This is a genomic window from Peptoclostridium litorale DSM 5388 (genome assembly GCF_900141635.1).
Classification (GTDB): Bacteria; Bacillota; Clostridia; order Peptostreptococcales; family Peptostreptococcaceae; genus Peptoclostridium; species Peptoclostridium litorale.
In genome coordinates this window covers 80,613-99,732 of record NZ_FSRH01000007.1, presented here as the reverse complement: position 1 = coordinate 99,732, position 19,120 = coordinate 80,613, and the positions used below count along the sequence as shown (strand labels likewise).

At 41.4% G+C, this 19,120-nt stretch carries 23 protein-coding genes; 20 read left to right on the top strand and 3 right to left on the bottom strand.

Features of this window, described 5'->3' with window-relative positions; translation table 11 throughout:
• Positions 1-332: 332 nt before the first annotated feature.
• Together yfcE and BUQ87_RS08125 are read right to left on the bottom strand one after the other, a co-directional pair.
• Positions 333-875: a phosphodiesterase gene (gene yfcE / locus BUQ87_RS08130; protein ID WP_038262636.1), complete on the bottom strand. Its 543-nt coding sequence runs from the start codon at positions 873-875 to the stop codon at positions 333-335.
• Positions 876-911: 36 nt separating this feature from the next.
• Positions 912-1,712 (bottom strand): NAD(+)/NADH kinase, encoded by an 801-nt coding sequence (locus BUQ87_RS08125; protein ID WP_038262638.1) that lies wholly within the window; start codon positions 1,710-1,712, stop codon positions 912-914.
• A 262-nt stretch (positions 1,713-1,974) separates the two neighbouring features.
• Here BUQ87_RS08125 and BUQ87_RS08120 point away from each other — a divergent pair, with 262 nt between their 5' ends.
• On the top strand, positions 1,975-2,889 hold the full coding sequence (locus tag BUQ87_RS08120; protein ID WP_052635961.1) for an RluA family pseudouridine synthase: 915 nt from the start codon (positions 1,975-1,977) through the stop codon (positions 2,887-2,889).
• Positions 2,890-2,909: 20 nt separating this feature from the next.
• Here the strand turns inward: BUQ87_RS08120 and acpP are convergent, their stop codons facing one another.
• A complete protein-coding gene (acpP, locus tag BUQ87_RS08115) occupies positions 2,910-3,137 on the bottom strand; it encodes an acyl carrier protein (protein WP_074210079.1) in 228 nt (75 codons plus the stop codon).
• 223 nt (positions 3,138-3,360) lie between these two features.
• Here acpP and BUQ87_RS08110 point away from each other — a divergent pair, with 223 nt between their 5' ends.
• The 19 genes from BUQ87_RS08110 to secF all read left to right on the top strand — a co-directional run bounded on the left by BUQ87_RS08110 (position 3,361) and on the right by secF (position 19,120).
• Positions 3,361-4,356, top strand: coding sequence for a LacI family DNA-binding transcriptional regulator (locus BUQ87_RS08110; protein WP_038262640.1), 996 nt, complete (start codon positions 3,361-3,363; stop codon positions 4,354-4,356).
• A 29-nt stretch (positions 4,357-4,385) separates the two neighbouring features.
• Positions 4,386-5,036 (top strand): YigZ family protein, encoded by a 651-nt coding sequence (locus tag BUQ87_RS08105; protein ID WP_052635963.1) that lies wholly within the window; start codon positions 4,386-4,388, stop codon positions 5,034-5,036.
• A gap of 50 nt (positions 5,037-5,086) precedes the next feature.
• A complete protein-coding gene (locus BUQ87_RS08100; protein ID WP_052635965.1) occupies positions 5,087-5,482 on the top strand; it encodes a CoA-binding protein in 396 nt (131 codons plus the stop codon).
• Positions 5,483-5,639: 157 nt separating this feature from the next.
• Positions 5,640-6,389 (top strand): NAD(+) synthase, encoded by a 750-nt coding sequence (gene nadE / locus BUQ87_RS08095; protein ID WP_200774452.1) that lies wholly within the window; start codon positions 5,640-5,642, stop codon positions 6,387-6,389.
• A gap of 89 nt (positions 6,390-6,478) precedes the next feature.
• On the top strand, positions 6,479-7,192 hold the full coding sequence (locus BUQ87_RS08090; RefSeq protein ID WP_038262642.1) for a YebC/PmpR family DNA-binding transcriptional regulator: 714 nt from the start codon (positions 6,479-6,481) through the stop codon (positions 7,190-7,192).
• Between the two features lie 236 nt (positions 7,193-7,428).
• Positions 7,429-8,148, top strand: coding sequence for an alanyl-tRNA editing protein (locus BUQ87_RS08085; RefSeq protein WP_038262643.1), 720 nt, complete (start codon positions 7,429-7,431; stop codon positions 8,146-8,148).
• Positions 8,149-8,349: 201 nt separating this feature from the next.
• The gene (locus tag BUQ87_RS08080; RefSeq protein WP_038262652.1) at positions 8,350-8,637 is read left to right on the top strand and encodes a hypothetical protein; all 288 of its coding nucleotides are present in this window, start codon (positions 8,350-8,352) and stop codon (positions 8,635-8,637) included.
• A gap of 85 nt (positions 8,638-8,722) precedes the next feature.
• Complete coding sequence (gene ruvA, locus BUQ87_RS08075) at positions 8,723-9,313, top strand: Holliday junction branch migration protein RuvA (RefSeq protein ID WP_038262655.1); 591 nt, start codon at positions 8,723-8,725, stop codon at positions 9,311-9,313.
• Between the two features lie 13 nt (positions 9,314-9,326).
• Positions 9,327-10,334: a Holliday junction branch migration DNA helicase RuvB gene (ruvB, locus tag BUQ87_RS08070; protein WP_038262658.1), complete on the top strand. Its 1,008-nt coding sequence runs from the start codon at positions 9,327-9,329 to the stop codon at positions 10,332-10,334.
• Between the two features lie 107 nt (positions 10,335-10,441).
• A complete protein-coding gene (locus BUQ87_RS08065; RefSeq protein ID WP_038262661.1) occupies positions 10,442-10,645 on the top strand; it encodes a DUF2905 domain-containing protein in 204 nt (67 codons plus the stop codon).
• A gap of 51 nt (positions 10,646-10,696) precedes the next feature.
• Positions 10,697-12,259 carry a SpoIID/LytB domain-containing protein gene (locus tag BUQ87_RS08060; protein WP_207647177.1) on the top strand — a complete coding sequence of 521 codons (1,563 nt, stop codon included), beginning with the start codon at positions 10,697-10,699 and terminating at the stop codon, positions 12,257-12,259.
• 14 nt (positions 12,260-12,273) lie between these two features.
• On the top strand, positions 12,274-13,299 hold the full coding sequence (gene queA / locus BUQ87_RS08055; RefSeq protein ID WP_038262666.1) for a tRNA preQ1(34) S-adenosylmethionine ribosyltransferase-isomerase QueA: 1,026 nt from the start codon (positions 12,274-12,276) through the stop codon (positions 13,297-13,299).
• Positions 13,300-13,319: 20 nt separating this feature from the next.
• Positions 13,320-14,441, top strand: a complete 1,122-nt coding sequence (gene tgt / locus BUQ87_RS08050) for a tRNA guanosine(34) transglycosylase Tgt (RefSeq protein WP_038262668.1) — start codon at positions 13,320-13,322, stop codon at positions 14,439-14,441.
• Between the two features lie 43 nt (positions 14,442-14,484).
• Complete coding sequence (gene yajC, locus BUQ87_RS08045; protein WP_038262671.1) at positions 14,485-14,763, top strand: preprotein translocase subunit YajC; 279 nt, start codon at positions 14,485-14,487, stop codon at positions 14,761-14,763.
• A gap of 59 nt (positions 14,764-14,822) precedes the next feature.
• A complete protein-coding gene (gene scfA, locus BUQ87_RS08040) occupies positions 14,823-14,963 on the top strand; it encodes a six-cysteine ranthipeptide SCIFF (RefSeq protein ID WP_074210076.1) in 141 nt (46 codons plus the stop codon).
• 148 nt (positions 14,964-15,111) lie between these two features.
• Positions 15,112-16,482 carry a thioether cross-link-forming SCIFF peptide maturase gene (gene scfB / locus BUQ87_RS08035; RefSeq protein WP_038262674.1) on the top strand — a complete coding sequence of 457 codons (1,371 nt, stop codon included), beginning with the start codon at positions 15,112-15,114 and terminating at the stop codon, positions 16,480-16,482.
• A gap of 1 nt (position 16,483) precedes the next feature.
• Complete coding sequence (locus BUQ87_RS08030; protein WP_038262676.1) at positions 16,484-16,984, top strand: gamma carbonic anhydrase family protein; 501 nt, start codon at positions 16,484-16,486, stop codon at positions 16,982-16,984.
• Positions 16,985-16,998: 14 nt separating this feature from the next.
• Positions 16,999-18,249: a protein translocase subunit SecD gene (gene secD, locus BUQ87_RS08025; protein ID WP_038262679.1), complete on the top strand. Its 1,251-nt coding sequence runs from the start codon at positions 16,999-17,001 to the stop codon at positions 18,247-18,249.
• 10 nt (positions 18,250-18,259) lie between these two features.
• The gene (secF, locus tag BUQ87_RS08020) at positions 18,260-19,120 is read left to right on the top strand and encodes a protein translocase subunit SecF (RefSeq protein WP_038262681.1); all 861 of its coding nucleotides are present in this window, start codon (positions 18,260-18,262) and stop codon (positions 19,118-19,120) included.

The following is a 19,120-nucleotide window of genomic DNA, read 5'->3' as shown; positions in this document are numbered from 1 at the left end:
ACCTCCGAAAAATAGATAAACTGTGTTTAATTGCAAAGCATATTGGCGAAAAAATTGAAATCTGCAAATCAATATGTATGGAGCTACCGCCCATCTGTATGAAAGGGCGTTTAAGTGTAATGTACATATTATAATACTATATCGTAAAATATGAAAATTAAAAAAATGCCAAATAGGAGGGAACAAGTCCAAAAAAGGCAGTTTAGCTTATTTACGGAATATATGCTTATATTAGATTGAATTTTATATCTGTGGAGTTAAATATCTATAAAAAAACAAAAAAAACAAAAAAATCCGGAAAATAAAACCCGGATTTAATTTAGATTTACTATTTATATGTCCAGTGTTTCGATGATATCGCCATTTGAAATGTCTATAAGGCTTATTATCCCATCTTCTATTACAGCGGCCGAATGGGTGCCGTCCTTTGGAAGGGACGTGCTGCCTGGATTTAAAACAACAAGGGATTCGGATTTGTAAAGCTTTTTCACATGGGAGTGTCCGAATACGAAAAGATTCGCGCCCATTTTTTTTGCGTATTCAATAAGGTTTTCGACAGAGTCCTTGTAGCCGTGGCATACCATTATCCTTAGTTTTCCCATGTTTACAAAAGCATACGGAGACTGTATAGGGTGGCTTATCACCATCTGATCCACATCGCTGTCGCAGTTTCCGCTTGCAAATATTATATTGTCCAGGGTATTTATCCTCTCAGCTAGATCTTTTGGGCAGTACCCGTCAGGCAGAGGGTTTCTCGGGCCGTGATATAAAACATCGCCTGCATGCAGTATATAGTCGCACTTTCCTATGATTTCAATAGCCCTTTCGAAATATTTCAAACTCCCATGCGTGTCGCTTATTACGCCTATTCTCATGTCTGGAACCTCCAAGTGTAATTTTATTATTGTGTATTAAAGAAATTTTTCAGTTACCTTTGACCAGAATTCATAGTCTTTAAGCCTTAGGAGCTTTATGCATGTTTGTGATGTAGATAAGGATATTTTTTCAATATTCGGATATTTATACTCAATGCCATCAGATACTATAAGCATAGAGTTTTCGAACTTGTCTTCAGGATATACGTCTATAACAGCATTTTCAGGAAGTATTATGCTCGAGGTGAAAGACCTGTATGCCGTGGTGTTTATAGGCGAAAGCGGGGTTATCTGTATAAGGTTTATGCTGGGATCAACTATGCTGCCTCCAGCTGAATAATTATATGCAGTAGACCCGCTTGGAGTCGATACTATTATACCGTCTCCGCTGAATGATTCGATAAGGTTTCCATTTACACATATCTTCAGGTGGACAGTCCTTGATTTGTCGCTTTTTATGACTATCTCATTTATACCCATTGTTTTTATTAGGTTTGAATTGGTGGATATATATGCGTCAAGAGGGCATATGTTTTGAATAAAATAGTCCTCTCTCATGTATGATTCTATGAAATCCTCTATTTCATGAGGGTGAACCTCCTGGAAAAACCCAAGGTGGCCAGTGTTTATGCCCACAATAGGGATTTGAGGGAAATTATGCCTGTGTAGGGTATTCAAAAAAGACCCGTCACCTCCAACGCATATTGTCAGTTCGGCATCATAGCTGAAATTCTCTGAGACACTAAGCCCGAAAGATTCCAATGTATTTTTAATTGTAGGCACTATTTCCTGAGAAAAAGGGTGCTTGTTTGCGGTTATATTGACCAATCTTTTCATTACATGATTCTCCTTTAAAACGTGAATAGGTATTTAATACCCAATAAAACATTATAACATAAATATTCACGTGAAATAATAAAACTCTATATGTGTATACTGGATATTTACAAAACACTATTGGACAAATATATAAGGGGCGGGTCTTACAAACAAGGCTCTGTAATGGTATAATTCTATTATAAAAGGCTAGAATATCTGCAACTGTATTTGTAGTATGTTTTGGCCGCAGAGAATAATAAATTAGAAGGAGAATGCCGTTTTGATAGAAAGAGAAAGACAGGAGACAGGACGCATAGTCTATAGCTGCACAGGAGACGGAAAGACACTTAGAAACATACTTGAAGAAGAACTCAACATGTCTTCAAGATTCATGTCAAAACTGAAGAAGACAAAAACCATATATGTGAATGGAAAATTTAAAAAATTCGACTACAAGGTGAGTAGCGGAGATATTGTGGACATAGTCATGGAAGAAGAGGAGAGCGGATTTGACGCTCAGGAGATAGAAGTTTCAGTGAAATATGAGGATTTCGACATGGTGGTTGTTGACAAGCCTCCTTTCATGGTGGTGCATCCGACAAAGAGCCATGACAGCGGAACAGTTGCAAATGCGATTGCAAACTATTTCCAGTCCAAGGGATATCAAATAAGGATAAGATTTGTAAACAGGCTGGATATGAACACGTCGGGCCTTGTAATGATAGCAAAAAATCCATATGCACACCATATAATCTCAGAAGAAATGAAAAGCAACAATGTGGTCAAAAAGTACAGAACAATTGTAAAAGGTGTTGTGAAGGACGATGAGGGAACCATAGACGAGCCGATATACAGGCCTACGGAAGACAGCATAATGAGGACTGCGGATCCTAGAGGTCAAAGGGCCCTTACGCACTACAGTGTTATGGAGAGATACGAAGATGCATCCCTTTTGGATGTTCGTATAGAAACGGGAAGAACCCACCAGATAAGGGTTCATATGAAGCATATAGGACACCCTGTAATAGGTGATGAGCTTTATGGCGAGGCGGATGAAAACCTTATAGGAAGGCAGGCTCTTCATGCTTACAGCCTTGAATTTTCACAGCCTAGAACAAAGGAGAAGGCCAGGGTAAGCGCGGATATTCCGCAGGACATGCAGGATCTTATTTGGAAATTGAAAAAGAGGGGTTAGCCCCTCTTTTAGTTTTGGATTTAAGCGTTTTCTTCGATGTAGTCGCAAATCTGCTTAACAGTTTTGAAGTTTTCAGCTTGCTCGTCAGCTATCTCAAGATCAAATTCGTCTTCAAGAGCCATTACTATCTCAACAGCGTCAAGAGAATCTGCTTCTAAATCTTCAACCAAAGAAGTTCCCATAGTTATCTTGTCAGTATCATCGATTCCAAGCTGATCAGCTATAACTTGTCTTACCTTTTCAAACACCATAAATATATAACCTCCATAATTTGTTTTTTGTTTTTTCATTTAGTAGTTTAATATATGAAGAAATATTTTTCAATATATAAATTGAATATTTTTAATTTGTATATTTTACGAATTCAATCATAGGGTATTCAGATAAATAATTGGGAATTATATATGTCCTTTTATGCTATAATGTATACAAGATATGCACAAGAGTGCTGTTGTCGAGGGGTGAAAAATAATGGCGATTACTATAAAAGATGTTGCTAAAAAAGCAGGGGTTTCGATATCGACTGTATCAAGGGTCATAAACAATTCAAAGCCGGTGAGCGACGATATCAGGCAGAGGGTAATGGAAATTATAAAGGAGACGGGTTATGTTCCAAATACAGTGGCCAGAAGCCTTGTAACAAAGACAAGCAAGATAATAGGTGTTATAGTTCCCGATATGTCAAACATATTCATAGGAACGCTTTTGAATGGAATTGAAGAAGTGGGGAAAATGTATGGATATGACATACTTCTTTGCAACAGCTATGGCGGGGTGGATGAGGAACTCAGGTACATAAAAGTTCTCCAGTCAAAGCAGGTTGCAGGAATCGTGTTTATGTCATGGAAGACAAACAAAAAGCACGTGGAAGCTATAGAAAAGACAGACCTTCCATGTGTATACATCAGCAGGAATGCAAAGGATTTTGACGTATATTCTGTTGGAGTGAGCTATCATGACGCGGCATATGACATGACAAAATATCTCATTGGAAAGGGACATGAGAAGATTGCCATGATAAGAAACTGCCCGGGATATAAAAATGAGGAGTCAGAAAGGTTCAAGGCTTTTAAGAAGGCCATGGAGGAAAACGATTTACAGGTGGATGCGAATCTTGTAAAGGTGGGTCCTAGCACCAGTGAATCCGGATACAATCTTATGCAGGAGATACTAAATTCCAAAAATATTCCTGATGCAGTATTTGCCACAGATGACGAGGTGGCTGCGGGTGTCATAAACTGCATTTTGGACAACGGCTACAAGGTGCCGGAGGACATAGCCGTGGCAGGGTTTGACGACACGAGGGTTTCTCTAATATCAAGGCCTACTATTACAACCATAAGGCAGCCTATTTACGATATCGGAGCGGTATCCATAAGAATGATAATAAAGATGATTAAAAAGGAAGACGTAGGAGCAAAAAAGGTAGAGCTTCCATATAAGCTTATAGAGAGAAAGAGCGTATAAAATATTCAAAAAGACGGGGGTCGTAGAAATTGGAGTTGGAGTATAGAACTGTCCATGAATTTGGCAGCGATGAGGTGATAATAGAAAAGTCGCGATTCATAGGGTATTCAAAACCTGTTGAAAACGAAGAGGATGCGATTGGATTCATAGAGGAGATAAAGCAAAAGCACAAGGATGCCACTCATAATGTATGGGCATATACTGTGGGGATGAGCATGAACATACAACGGTACAGTGACGACGGGGAGCCCAAGGGAACAGCCGGGATACCAGTGCTTGAGGTCATAAAAAAAGAGGATCTGAGAAATGTGGCCGTCGTTGTTACGAGGTATTTCGGCGGAACCAAGCTTGGAGCAGGAGGGCTTGTAAGGGCGTATACAAGAGGAGCCAAGATAGGTCTTGATGCCGCCAAAATTGCGGCAAAGCACCTGTACACAAAGCTGTTTGTGCAGATAGAATATACAATGCTTGGAAAGATTCAAAATGAATTTGCAAATAAAGGGTACATAATAAAGGACATCGAATATGGTGAAAATGTAAAGCTTACGGTATATTCGCCGCTTGAAATAAAAGAAGAGATAGAGGAGTTTGTAAAAGAGATTACAAGCGCTAATGCTGATATAACCCGGGGAGAAGACTTCTACCTTTCGGTAATAGGCACAGAGGTTATACTGGAGTGATAAGGGTATAAAATACACATGCTTCAAATCGAGTAGAGGGGGCGATGTATGTGGACGCTGTAGAAAAAGCAAAACAAAAGATGCTGTCCATGGAAAAATGGGCCGTCATAGGGGTCACTCAGGACAAGAGCAGGTATGGATATAAGATATACAAGATATTGAATGAAAAGGGATATGTGGCATACGGTGTAAATCCCAAATATGATGAGGTGGATGGTGAAAAGGTGTATCCTTCTATAAAGGACCTGCCAGAAAAGGTTGACTGCGTGGATTTTTTAGTCAATCCGGCCGTAACGCTGAAACTGCTTGACGAGGTTGCAAGCCAGGGAATACGCTTTGTGTGGTTTCAGCCGGGAACTTTTGACGAGGATGTGCTTGACAAGGCAGAGAGCCTTGGGCTTGAAATGGTGTATTATGACTGCGTTTATGCGGAGCTTATGAAATAATGCACAGAGGATTGACGCATGGCCTGGAAAAGTAGATATAACATAGGGGCGGATGAAATTTCATCCGCCCACTTTATGGTGTGCTTAATATTTTTATTCAAAAATGATCTAAAAAGTATTATCATATATATTGTAAGACTGAAAGGAGAGGGTAGTAGTGGTCTCAATAGACGAAAATATAAAAAAGACGGTGGAGTGGCTCAGGGAAAAAGTGAACGAGTCGGGCACAAATGGACTTGTAGTTGGAATATCGGGAGGAATAGATTCGGCGGTAGTGGCTTTTCTTATAAAGGAAGCATTTCCTGAAAACTCTTTGGGAGTAATAATGCCTGTCAAAAGCAGTGAAAGGGACAGGGAAGACGCAATAGAAGTGGCTAAGAAATGCGGCATAAAATACATGGAAGTAGACCTTACAAACGAGCAGACAAGCATAATGGACAATGTGTTTGAGAAAATGAGGCAGTGCGGCATATATAACGAAGAAAACAAGAGAATATCAGATGCAAATCTGAGAGCGAGAATAAGGATGAGCACTCTTTACACTGCTGCCAACAACCTGAACTATCTTGTTGTTGGGACAGACAACGCTGCAGAGGTCTATACGGGATATTACACAAAATATGGAGATGGCGGAGTTGACCTGCTTCCAATAAGCAACCTTCTAAAAAGGGAAGTGTACGAATGGGCAAGGCATATGGGCGTGCCGGACAGCGTTATAGAAAGACCGCCTTCAGCAGGGCTTTGGGAAGGCCAGACAGATGAAAATGAAATGGGAACTACATATGACATGATAGACGATTTTATTGAAGGAAAGCCCGTTCCAGAGGAGGACGCCCAGATAATAAAAAGGCTTCATGCAAGATCTGAGCACAAGAGGAACATGCCTCCAAAGCCTCCGAAATTCTAGGAAGTGTTTACTTGGCATGCATTTCATGTTAAAATTACAGTGCTAAAATATGCTATTTATATAGCTTTAAATATTCAAGGAGTGAGAGTATGGGACGTATAGGAAATATAATAGATAGAAAAGGAAAGCAGGATGCCAAAAAGGCGAAGATATTTACAAAATATGCAAGGGTTATAGCTGTTGCGGCAAGAGAAGGCGGATCGGACCCTGAGTATAATGCGGCTCTTAAGACTGCCATAGACAAGGCGAAGGCCATGAATATGCCGAATGACAACATAGACAGAGCGGTAAAAAAAGGTGCCGGAGCTGGAGAAGGAGACGATTTCGAGAATGTCGTATATGAAGGCTACGGACCTGGCGGAGTTGCAGTGATAATAGAGGCGCTTACAGACAACAAGAACAGAACTGCCGGAAACGTAAGATACTATCTTGACAAGAACGGTGGAAACCTTGGAACCAGCGGATGTGTAGGATTCATGTTCGACAGGAAGGGCCAGATAATGATAGCGAACGAAGGCGGAATAACTGAAGACGAGATTATGGAGACTGCGCTGGAGGCTGGCGCTGAGGACATAATAGCGGACGAGGAGGGGTTTGAGATAATAACTGCTCCTGAGGACTTTGATGCCGTAAGGGATGCTCTTTCAGAGGCGGGATATGAGATGCTTGAGGCGGATGTGAAGATGATACCTCAGACGACTGTAAACCTTGAAGGTGAAAGCGCTCAAAAGATGGAAAAGATGATAGACATGCTTGAAGACGATGACGACGTTCAGCAGATACACCACAACTGGGAAGCGTAGAAACTAAGAGACATTGCTTGCTGCTCTGCTATATGGTCTGAGTGAAGGGGCTGCAAAGGTTCAGAGTAAAGAAGTTGATTAAAAACAAGCGGATTGAGCGGCATATTTTTAAAATATGCCGCTTTTTGATGCAAAAAACAGCCAGAGCAAATGTATGCACTGACAAAAATGGATAAATCTGATAAACTGGAGGTGTTAATTGAATTTTCAGAATACAGCGACATGGAGGGGTTGGAATGACTAAGCTGCTATATCAGACGGATTCGTATGTGAGAAGTTTTAAAAGCAGGGTGGCCAAGGTTTTGGAAGATGAAAAGGCAGTAGTGTTTGAGGAAAGTGCATTTTATCCTGGTGGAGGAGGACAGCCCCATGATACGGGGACTATGAAGACGTCAAGCATAGAGTGCATCGTTTTGAAGGTCAAAAAGGCAGGAGGCGAGATACTTCACTATCTGGACAGCGTGGAAGGCGTAAACGAGGGCGATGAGGTGCTGGGGCAAATAGACTGGGAAAGAAGATACAGTCTTATGAGGACTCATACCGCAATGCACATACTCTGCGCAGTAGTGTGGAGAGACTACGGGGCTCAGGTTACGGGGGGAAATATGGAGCCGCTTAGCGCGAGGATGGACTTTGAATTTGAAAACCTCACAAAAGATATTGTAGGGGAGATAGAACAGAAGGTGAATGAAGAGATAAAGAGCGCGAGGAGAATAAACGTTAGCATACTCGAGAGGGAAGAGGCATTTAAAATACCAGACCTTATAAGGACCAAGATAAACCTTCTTCCAGAGGGAATAACTCATGTAAGGACTGTGGAAATAGAAGGGCTTGATATTCAGGCTGACGGAGGGACACATGTAATGACAACAGATGAAGTGGGAAGCATGAAAATTGTGGATTACAAGAGCAAGGGAAAAATAAACAAGAGGATATACGTGCAGGTGCAAGGGTAAAAACTCACTTGATTGAAGCCCTATGGCATGAAAGCATGAAAAGACTAAAAATTAAAATAATTTGAATTTTTCGCAATATTGCAATAAATATGTCGTTTTTATAGTATACTTTATAGTGATGGGCGATATTGATATGCTAAAAGGTATATTGAGGTTTAAGTTTTCATGTGTGCAAAAGATATTTCGAAGGGAGAAAGTATTATGGAAAGAATAGTGTGTCCGAGATGCAGTTCCGTAAAGGTCAAGAAGATTGATGATGACGAGTATATTTGCATCACATGCAGCAACACGGGAAGTCGGAGTGATTTTGCCAGAAACATTAATGTGAGGGAATACAAAAAGCTCGAAAAGAGGTTTTCGGATGACAAGAGCCTGTTTCTGTCGATAATAGACGACTACAAAAAAATAGCGGATGCACTGGATGGAGATGACTTAAAACTCATAAACAGAAAACTTATAATGCTGTATGAACAGATTAATTCGAGATAAATTCAAAAATTGGACCGGTCGGTCCTTTTTTATTTTTTTGGTATAGTATATAATTATGTAGAATATATGTTTGGAGGATGAATGAATGTACAGATACATAAAAGGAAGCGTCCAGGAAATAGTGGACGGCCATATGGTTGTCGAAAACAACGGAATAGGCTATCTTATGAGCATTTCACACAACACAATGCATGCAGTTGAAATAGGAGAAGATATAAAGATATATACAAAACTCATAGTGAGAGAGGACGAAATGTCCCTGTGCGGTTTTATAGAAACAGAAGAGATGGAAATGTTCGAACTTCTAATAGGAGTATCGAGCATAGGCCCAAAATCGGCAATGAACATACTTTCATTTCCTGAAGCGGGAAATATGCCCGATTATATAATGGGGGGGGACGTGAAGTCTCTTTCGAAATTTCCGGGAATAGGAAAAAAGACTGCGGAGAGAATAATACTTGAACTCAGAGACAAGCTAAAAAAGAAAAATATAGGCCAAATAGGAATGTCGCCTTTGAAAAAGACGGATTCTGGCAGCCAAAACGAAGCAATCCAGGCCCTTATGGCACTTGGATATTCTCAGGCGGAATCGGCAGAGGCGGTCGGAAGTGTCACTCAGGAGTCTGCCGACGCACAGGAGATAATAAAACTGGCGCTAAAACACCTTATGAGATAATTAGGAAAGAGGAATGAGTATGTTTGATTTTGAAAACAGGATAATAACATCCGGACTTAAAATGGAAGATATGGACATTGAAACGGGCCTTAGGCCCAAGTCTCTAAAAGACTACATGGGCCAGGAGAAAGTCAAGGGCCAGCTTGACATATTCATACAGGCGGCAAAGGAAAGGCAGGAGCAGCTTGACCATGTCCTTTTATACGGTCCGCCGGGGCTTGGAAAGACAACGCTATCGAGTATAATAGCAAACGAGATGGGCGTTGACATAAAGATAACCTCAGGACCAGCCATAGAAAGGGCGGGGGATCTTGCAGCGGTGCTTACCAACCTGAGTGAAAACGACGTGCTTTTCATAGATGAGATACACAGGATAAACAGGAATATAGAGGAGATACTCTACCCTGCAATGGAGGATTTTTGCATAGACATAATGATAGGCAAGGGGCCATCGGCAAAGTCTATAAGGCTGGACCTTCCCAAATTCACCCTAATAGGAGCCACCACAAGGGCGGGAATGCTTACATCTCCGCTTAGAGACAGGTTCGGGGTTATATGCAAGCTTGACCTTTACAGCGATGAAGAGCTTGTGCATATAATAAAAAGATCTGCAGGAATACTGGGAGTGGACATAGATTCAAAGGGAGCACTTGAGATAGGAAAGAGATCGAGAGGGACTCCAAGGATAGCAAACAGACTGCTCAAAAGAGTCAGGGACTTTGCACAGGTCAAAAAGAAGGGTGTAATAGATATAGATACTGCGAATGCAGCGCTTGAACTGTTTGAAATAGACAGGATGGGCCTTGACGAGGTGGACAAGACTATAATAATGTCCATAATCCACAAGTTTTCAGGAGGGCCTGTAGGACTTGACACAATAGCTGCCGCGGTAAATGAAGACAGGAATACCATAGAAGATGTAATAGAGCCGTATCTCATACAGCAGGGCTTTTTATGCAGGGGTCCAAGGGGGAGAAGCGTAACAAAGCTTGCATATGAACACTTTGACATACCGATTTAAAGGCACCTGTTGTATAAACTCGAAAAAGGGAAAGGCATGTGTATGGTATGCCCTTATATGAAACCATATAATTGAACACTTGGGCAGGGCTGTCAGGATGGAGGTGCATGTTGGGCAAAAATCTTATAATGATGGGAATAGTTCTTATAATACTTGGTATAATAATTACATTGGGAGCGAAGCTGGGAATTGGAAAATTGCCTGGAGACATACTTATAAAAAGGGGCAATATGACATTTTATTTTCCCGTAGCAACTTCTATACTTTTGAGCATTATACTCACGCTTTTGATTAATTTTTTGAGAAAATGATAAGAGGTGGACTTTGTGAAAAAAAGACTTTTTAGGTGTTCGGGTTTAATCATGGCAATTTGTTTTACGATTTTTGCGCTTGCACTTGATTTTGAAGTTTCAAGTGCCGATGCCTCAGTAGTGGATTCGCCGGAATTTGTAAGCATAGGGCTTAAATTTTCAGGCGCTGCAGCAGAACTCTCGAATGTCAAATCTGAAGACGACATTTGCATTGCGGCTTTTGACGATTACGGTGAGGAATTCATTTTCAATATAGCGGAAAATGACATAGCCGCGTCAAGGGATACATACTATCACATACAGTTGGAAGAGGAATTTGACGATGCGTCTGATGTGCTCCAAATCATAGACGATATGGATATCGAAGGTGCTTATCCTTATTTTGACGGTAAAGACTGGTATTTGAATATTGGAAGGTTCGGGGACGAAGATAGTGCAAATGAAGAGCTTGACGATTTGGAAGATGACGGACTGGAATATGATGCCGATGTTGTTATGGCGGATGGAACGGATATTTTGATTACATACAGGGAAGATGCGGTATTGGGGTATGACAGCTCAAAAGACATAGTGATAAAGAGTCTTTCAAACCTGCCGATATGGATTGACGGCAAAAGATATAGGGGCGGAGCAGTTTTCAGGAGGATGAGTGACGGCAAAATCACAGTGATAAACAGGGTTAGGCTGGAGGAATATCTCTACGGAGTGGTGCCAAACGAGGCTTATACTACTTGGCCAATAGAGTCGTTAAAGGCTCAGGCCGTGGCTGCAAGAAACTATACCGTCATTTCCATGGGAAAACATAAGAGTGAGGGGTTTGACCTTTGCGGGACAACGCACTGCCAGATGTATGGGGGCTATGGAACTGAGAGATCAAGTACCAACAGGGCGGTTGAAGAGACCAGGGGGAAATTCATGACATATGACGGGAAGGTGGTTTCAGCTTTTTTCCATTCAAATAGTGGAGGAAGGACTGAAGACTCTGAGAACGTGTGGTCAGCGGAGCTTCCATATATAAGAGGTGTTGAGGATGAATACTCCGTAGGCGAGCCCAAGAGCAGCTGGAATGCCCAGTTTACAAGCGAACAGGTAAGGTCGAAGCTCTCGGCTGCAGGAGTGGACATAGGAGATATCGAGGATATGAAGATAGGCAGTCTGTCTGAAAATGGAAGGGTAACGGAGCTTGAGGTGATTGGAAGCTATGGAGAAAAGACACTGCAAAAGGACGCCATAAGGAAGACGTTTGGATACAATGTTTTAATGAGTACATATTTCAGCATGAGCTCAAAGCCGACTGAGGCAGCGCAAAAAAATATGAGTGTTTTGTCTGCAAATAATAAAACCAGCCTTGATATGTCAAGCCTAAAGATGGTATCATCTGATAGGAGAGTATCGAGCGTAAAATCAGGCGAAGGCATAAGCGTAATTAGTGCGTACTCAAGCCAAAAAATAACCCCTGAGCCTCAAAAAATGGAGCAATTCACGTTCGAAGGCAAGGGATGGGGGCACGGTCTTGGAATGAGCCAGTGGGGAGCCAGGAAAATGGCTGAGCTGGGATATGGATATGAAGATATACTTAAGCATTACTACACAGGTGTAGAAATAGAGGAATAGAAAGGAAGTTACATTTGAAAACGAGCGATTTTTATTTTGATCTGCCTCAGGAGAGGATAGCGCAGGAGCCTCTCGAAAATAGAGACGAGTCAAGGCTTCTTGTTATGGACAAGGAAAGTGGACAGACACAGCACAAGATATTCAAGGACATAGTGTCATACCTGAAGGAAGGTGACGTCCTTGTACTGAACAATACAAGGGTTCTTCCGGCGAGAATAATAGGGGAGAAAATCCCAACAGGAGGCAAAATTGAGTTTTTGCTCCTAAAAAGAGTTGAAATGGATACATGGCAGGTGATGGTAAAACCGGGTAAAAGGGCAAAAATTGGTTCGAGCTTTTCGTTTGGAGATGGAAGGCTAAAGGCCTATGTAATTGATATTTCAGATGAAGGCACAAGAATAGTACGTTTCGAGTACGAGGGAGTGTTTGAAACGGTGCTTGAAGAGCTTGGAAGCATGCCGCTTCCACCTTATATAACCCACAAGCTTGAGGACGGCGAAAGATACCAGACGGTATTTTCAAAGCATACAGGCTCGGCCGCGGCGCCGACTGCAGGTCTTCACTTTACTAAGGAGCTTTTGGAGAAGATAAAGGGAATGGGCGTTCAAATAGCATACGTCACACTTCATGTGGGGCTTGGAACATTCAGACCTGTAAAGGTCGATGACATAAATGACCACAAGATGCATTCTGAGTTTTACACGGTTGAAAAGGAAACGGCAGATACTATAAATGCTGCGAAAAAAGAAGGCAGAAGGATAATAGGAGTCGGGACTACAAGCTGCAGGACACTTGAGTCAGCATGTAGCGAAGACGGACTGATAAAAGAAGGCAGCGGCTGGACGGACATATTCATATATCCGGGATACAGCTTCAAACTGGTGAACGGAATAATAACGAATTTCCACCTGCCAGAATCTACACTTATAATGCTTGTAAGCGCCTTTTCGAGCAGGGAAAATGTATTGAATGCTTACAACGAGGCTGTGAAAATGGAATACAGATTTTTCAGCTTTGGGGATGCCATGCTCATAATATAAAGAATGTAAAGGAGAATATAATGTCAGCTATAAAATTCGAACTCATAAAAACATGCAAACAGACAGGTGCAAGACTTGGAAAGATACAGACTCCTCATGGAGAGATACAAACGCCGATATTCATGCCGGTTGGAACGCTGGCTACTGTAAAGGCTATGACTCCTGAAGAGCTTAAGGACATAAATGCACAGATAATACTGAGCAACACGTACCACCTGTACATGAGACCGGGCCATGAGCTGGTTGAAAAGGCAGGAGGCCTTCACAAGTTCATGAACTGGGATAGGCCGATACTTACAGACAGCGGAGGATTTCAGGTGTTCAGCCTCGGCCCCCTTAGAAAAATAAAGGAAGAGGGAGTGGAATTCAGGTCTCACATTGATGGATCAAAGCATTTTATAAGTCCTGAAAAGGCCATAGAGATAGAAAATGCACTTGGTGCAGACATAATAATGGCCTTTGACGAGTGCGCACCTTATCCTGCAGACAGGGAATATGTGAAAAACTCGCTTGAAAGAACCACAAGATGGGCCCAAAGGTGCAAGGATGCCCATAAAAACACTGAAAGACAGGCTCTTTTTGGAATAGTACAGGGGGGAATGTACAAGGACCTTAGGGAGCAGTCGGCCAAGGAGATAACTGACATAGGGTTTCCAGGATATGCAATAGGAGGGCTAAGTGTTGGAGAGCCAAAGCCTATTATGTATGAGGTACTGGAGTATACTACTCCGCTTCTTCCTGAGGACAAGCCGAGGTATCTTATGGGAGTTGGAAGCCCGGACGACCTTATAGAGGGTGTTTTAAGGGGAGTAGACATGTTCGACTGCGTACTTCCTACAAGGATAGCGAGAAACGGCACGGCATTTACAAGCCAGGGGAAGGTTGTTGCAAGGAATGCTATATATGCTGACGACTTCAGGCCGCTGGATCCGGAATGCGACTGCTACACTTGCAAAAACTATACAAGGGCCTATATAAGACATCTTGTCAAGTGTAATGAAATACTTGCATCAAGGCTTTTAACATATCACAACCTTCACTTCCTTCTAAAGCTTATGGAAGATGTGAGAACTGCCATACAAGAGGACAGACTGATGGACTTTAGAAACGAATTCTTTGAGAAATACGGCTATACAAAATAAAATATAGAAATAAAAAATATAAACATAAGAGGAGGAGATTTTTATGGAGCAGTTAAGGGGACTAATATTTCCACTGGCTTTTTTGGCATTTTTCTACATGATACTGGTAAGGCCACAGCAAAAACGTCAAAAAGAGGTTTCCAGGATGAGGGATAACCTGAAAATTGGAGATGAGATCACAACAATAGGGGGAATATCAGGAACTGTGGCACAACTTAGGGAAGGCAGCGTAATGATAGAAATAGCTCCGGACGATGTAAGGCTTACAATAGAAAAATGGGCAATAGGCAAAGTCAAAGAGAATAAAACCGAGATTGAATAATAGAGGATTTGTGTTATAATCTAATATGTGAATAGATTAAAAGTACAGGAGGTATTATCATGAAGAAACATATAAAAACTCTTTCAGGTGCGAATCTTAAAAAGAGCGCATCAAAGGGCGGATGTGGCGAGTGCCAGACTTCTTGCCAGTCAGCATGCAAAACTTCTTGCACTGTTGGAAACCAAGAGTGTGAAAAATAATAGACAGCGATAAGATAAAAAGATAGCAGATGAAAACAAGCATAACTTTAACGTTATGCTGTTTTTTTGGCTATTTTGTCAGATTGACTATTAAAAATAAATCTGATAGTATTAATTTGTTTATAAATTACTTATGGGGGTTTGAATAATGCAACTTATACACAAGTTCAGCCTCAATGGAGTCAATGTGGTTATGGACGTAAACAGTGGAGCAGTTCATATAGTTGATGAAATTGTGTTTGAAATAATGGATCATTACAAGAGTACTGGTGTAGAGGAAATAATAGAAATACTTAAAGACAAATACAGCAAAGATGACATAATCGCATCAATCGATGAGATAAGAGGGCTTGAAGAAGCTGGGATGCTGTATACCCAGGAAGACTATGAGCACAATGAAGCTTTCGTAAACAGAAAGCCGGTTGTAAAGGCCATGTGCCTTAATGTGGCTCACGACTGTAATCTTATGTGCAAATACTGCTTTGCTTCGCAGGGAGACTTTGGCGGAGAGAGAAAGCTAATGCCTTTAGAGGTCGGCAAAAGGTCGCTTGAATACCTTGTAAACAATTCAGGAAGCAGAAGAAACCTAGAGGTCGACTTTTTTGGCGGAGAACCTCTTATGAACTGGGATGTCGTAAAAGAGCTTGTGGAGTACGGGAGAGAGCTTGAAAAGACTCATGACAAGGTGTTTAGATTCACAACAACTACTAATGGACTGCTTCTTGACGATGAAAAGATTGATTTCATAAATGAGAACATGAAAAACGTAGTTTTAAGTCTTGACGGAAGAAAGAGTGTAAATGACGGAATGAGATATACTTGCAGTGGCAAGGGCAGCTATGACGTCATAGTTCCCAAGTTCCAAAAGCTTGTCCAAAGAAGAGGAGACAAGGAGTATTTTGTCAGAGGTACATTTACAAAAGAAAATCTTGACTTTTGTGAAGATATAAAGCATTTTTGCGATTTGGGGCTTGACACTACGTCGATTGAACCGGCAGTGGACGATAAGATGAGCGATTTTGCCCTTACGGAGAATGACCTTCCGGCAATATTCGCAGAGTACGAAAAGCTTGCAGACTACTGCATTGAAAAGAAAAAAAATGGAGACAAATTCACATTCTTCCACTTCAATATAGACCTTAACCAGGGACCGTGTGTCATAAAGAGACTTACAGGCTGCGGCGCAGGCTCTGAATACCTGAGTGTAACGCCTGAAGGTGATGTATACCCTTGCCACCAGTTTGTAGGTGATGAAGACTTCAAAATGGGCAACATAATGGATGAAGAGATGAGCCTTGACAGGCATATACAGCTGAGGTTCCAAAATGCACATGTTTATACAAAGCCTGAGTGCAGGGAATGCTGGGCGAGATTCTACTGCTCTGGTGGGTGCCATGCAAATGCATATAATTTTAACAAAGACATATCAAAGCCTTATTCCCTTGCATGTGAGATGCTTAGAAAGAGGGTGGAATGTGCAATAATGATAAAGGCAAAACTGATGCTTGAGGGAGAATAACATGATAAAGGGATATGAAAATTATTTTCCGCAGCTGCCAGATAGCTGTTTCATAGCTCAAAGCGCGGACATAATAGGTAGGGTGATACTTGGAGAAAACACCAATGTCTGGTACAATTGTGTCCTCAGGGGAGACGAAGAAGAAATAGTGATAGGCGATAACACAAACATACAGGACGGAACAGTGGTACACATAGGCAGAGAGAGAAAGACCATAGTCGGAAACTATGTGACAATAGGATACAGGGCGATAATACACGGATGTGAGATTGGAAACTACAGCCTTATTGGAATGGGAGCCATAGTGCTTGACGGTGCCAGCATAGGTGAGTATACGATAATAGGGGCGGGAAGCCTTGTGCCTCCAGGCAAAAAAATACCGGCTGGAGTGCTTGCGTACGGCAATCCAGTGAGGATTATAAGGGAGCTTTCAGATGATGAAAAAAATTCCCTTAAAAAAACTGCAGTTGAATATATAGAATTTGCACAAAAACACAAGTAGTCAGGAGGAATAACATGAAAATTAAAAGTAAAGGCATAGCAGTTTTTTTGAGCATAATAATAATAATATCTGCTGCGCTGTATACGGCGGTAAGCGGACTTAACATGGGAGGCATAAGTATTGCCCCTATGAAAGATGGAATAAAGCAGGGTCTTGACCTTAAAGGAGGGGTTTACGTTGTATATGAAGCCCAGACTGATGAGACAGGTGAAGAGCTTAAAAAGATAATAGATCAGACAATAGAGGTCTTCAGAAGACGTATAGACAGCCTCGGACTTACAGAGCCTGTAATAGTAAAAGAGGGCGAAAAAAGGATAAGAATAGAGCTTCCAGGCGTTAAAAACGCAAGGGAAGCAATAGACATGGTGGGAAAAACGGCCCAGCTCAAGTTTATACTTGAAGATGGAAGTGTTGTTGTAACTGGTAAAAACGTAAAGGACTCAGAAGTTGTATTCAGAAATGACAGCAATGAGCCTATAGTTTCACTTAAATTCGACGCAGAAGGCGCAAAGGCGTTTGCCGATGCGACTGAAAAGCTGGCGCCGACTCGTTCTCCAATATTAATAGTTCTTGACAATCAAGTAATATCAAGCCCTAGGGTAAATGACAAGATTCCAAATGGAGAAGCGACAATATCGGGTAATTTCACAGTTGAAAGCGCATCGGAGCTTGCAAACCTTATAAGAGCGGGTGCGCTTCCGGTAGACTTCAAGGAGATACAAACATCTACAATAACTGCAACCCTTGGCGAAAACGCCCTTAAGGCGAGTGTGCAGGGAGCAAAGATAGGTGTTGTAATACTTGTTTTATTCATGCTGCTTTACTACAGAATCCCGGGCTTTGTAGCTTGTATAGCTCTTGTGGCATATGCGCTTATAATAGGATTCACTTTTGTGATAATGGGTGCGACTCTTACGCTTCCAGGTATAGCGGCGCTTATACTTTCTGTTGGTATGGCAGTTGACGCCAACGTAATAGTATTCGAGAGGATAAAAGAGGAAATCAGAAATGGAAAATCAATAAGAGCTTCTATAGACTCAGGTTTTTCAAAGGCGCTTTCTACAATTGTGGATGGAAATATTACCACGTTCATAGCAGGAGTTGTGCTTTACAATTTTGGAACTGGACCTATTAAAGGGTTTGCGGTAATGCTTATGATAGGTATAATCGCCTCTATGTTTACAGCTGTTGTAATATCAAAGGCCCTTTTAAAATCCATATCAAACGCAAATGTGGTGAAAAATACGAAAATGTTTGGAGCATAGGAGGGTAAAAATGAACATAATAGGCAGAAAAAAAATATGGTTTGCATTTTCTTCGCTTATAATAATAGCGGGACTTGTAATGATGATGATATCCGGACTTAACTATGGAATAGATTTTACGGGCGGTACAGTAATGGAGATAAACCTTCATAAAGACGTACCAAACAAAGAAATAAGGCTTATAACAGACAGCGTCGATCCTAACATTTCAATAAACAAGATTGGCGAAGGCAAGGAAACAGTACAGATAAAGACAAAAAAGGACATGGACAACAAGGCGAGGACTGAGCTGTTCAACCAGTTCAAGGAAAAATATTCACTTGTGGAAGATGACCTTGTAAAGGCCGAGCAGATAGGACCTTCAATAGGAAATGAGATAAGGAACAAGGCTGTCATATCAGTTGCAATAGCAACAGTGGGAATGCTTATATATATAAGCTTCAGGTTTGAGTTCTCTTACGGGGTGGCTGCGGTGCTGGCTCTTGTACACGACGTGCTCGTAGTGCTTTCGTTCTACGCAATATTCAAAATTCCTGTAAACAGCCCATTCATAGCAGGTATGCTTACAGTTGTAGGTTATTCTATAAACGATACGATAGTAATATTCGACAGGATAAGGGAAAACATGAAGACAATGAAGGGCAAGGACTTTGCGGGCCTTGCAGACGGAAGTATAAAGCAGACGATAGTAAGGTCGCTTAATACGTCTCTTACCACGCTTGTTGCTATAACGGCACTTTATGTAGTGGGAGTGGAGTCTATAAAGGACTTTACCCTTCCTCTTATAGCTGGTATTGCGACAGGAACATACTCGTCTATATTCATAGCAAGCCCTATATGGGTTATACTGAAGGAAAAAAAGATTTCATAA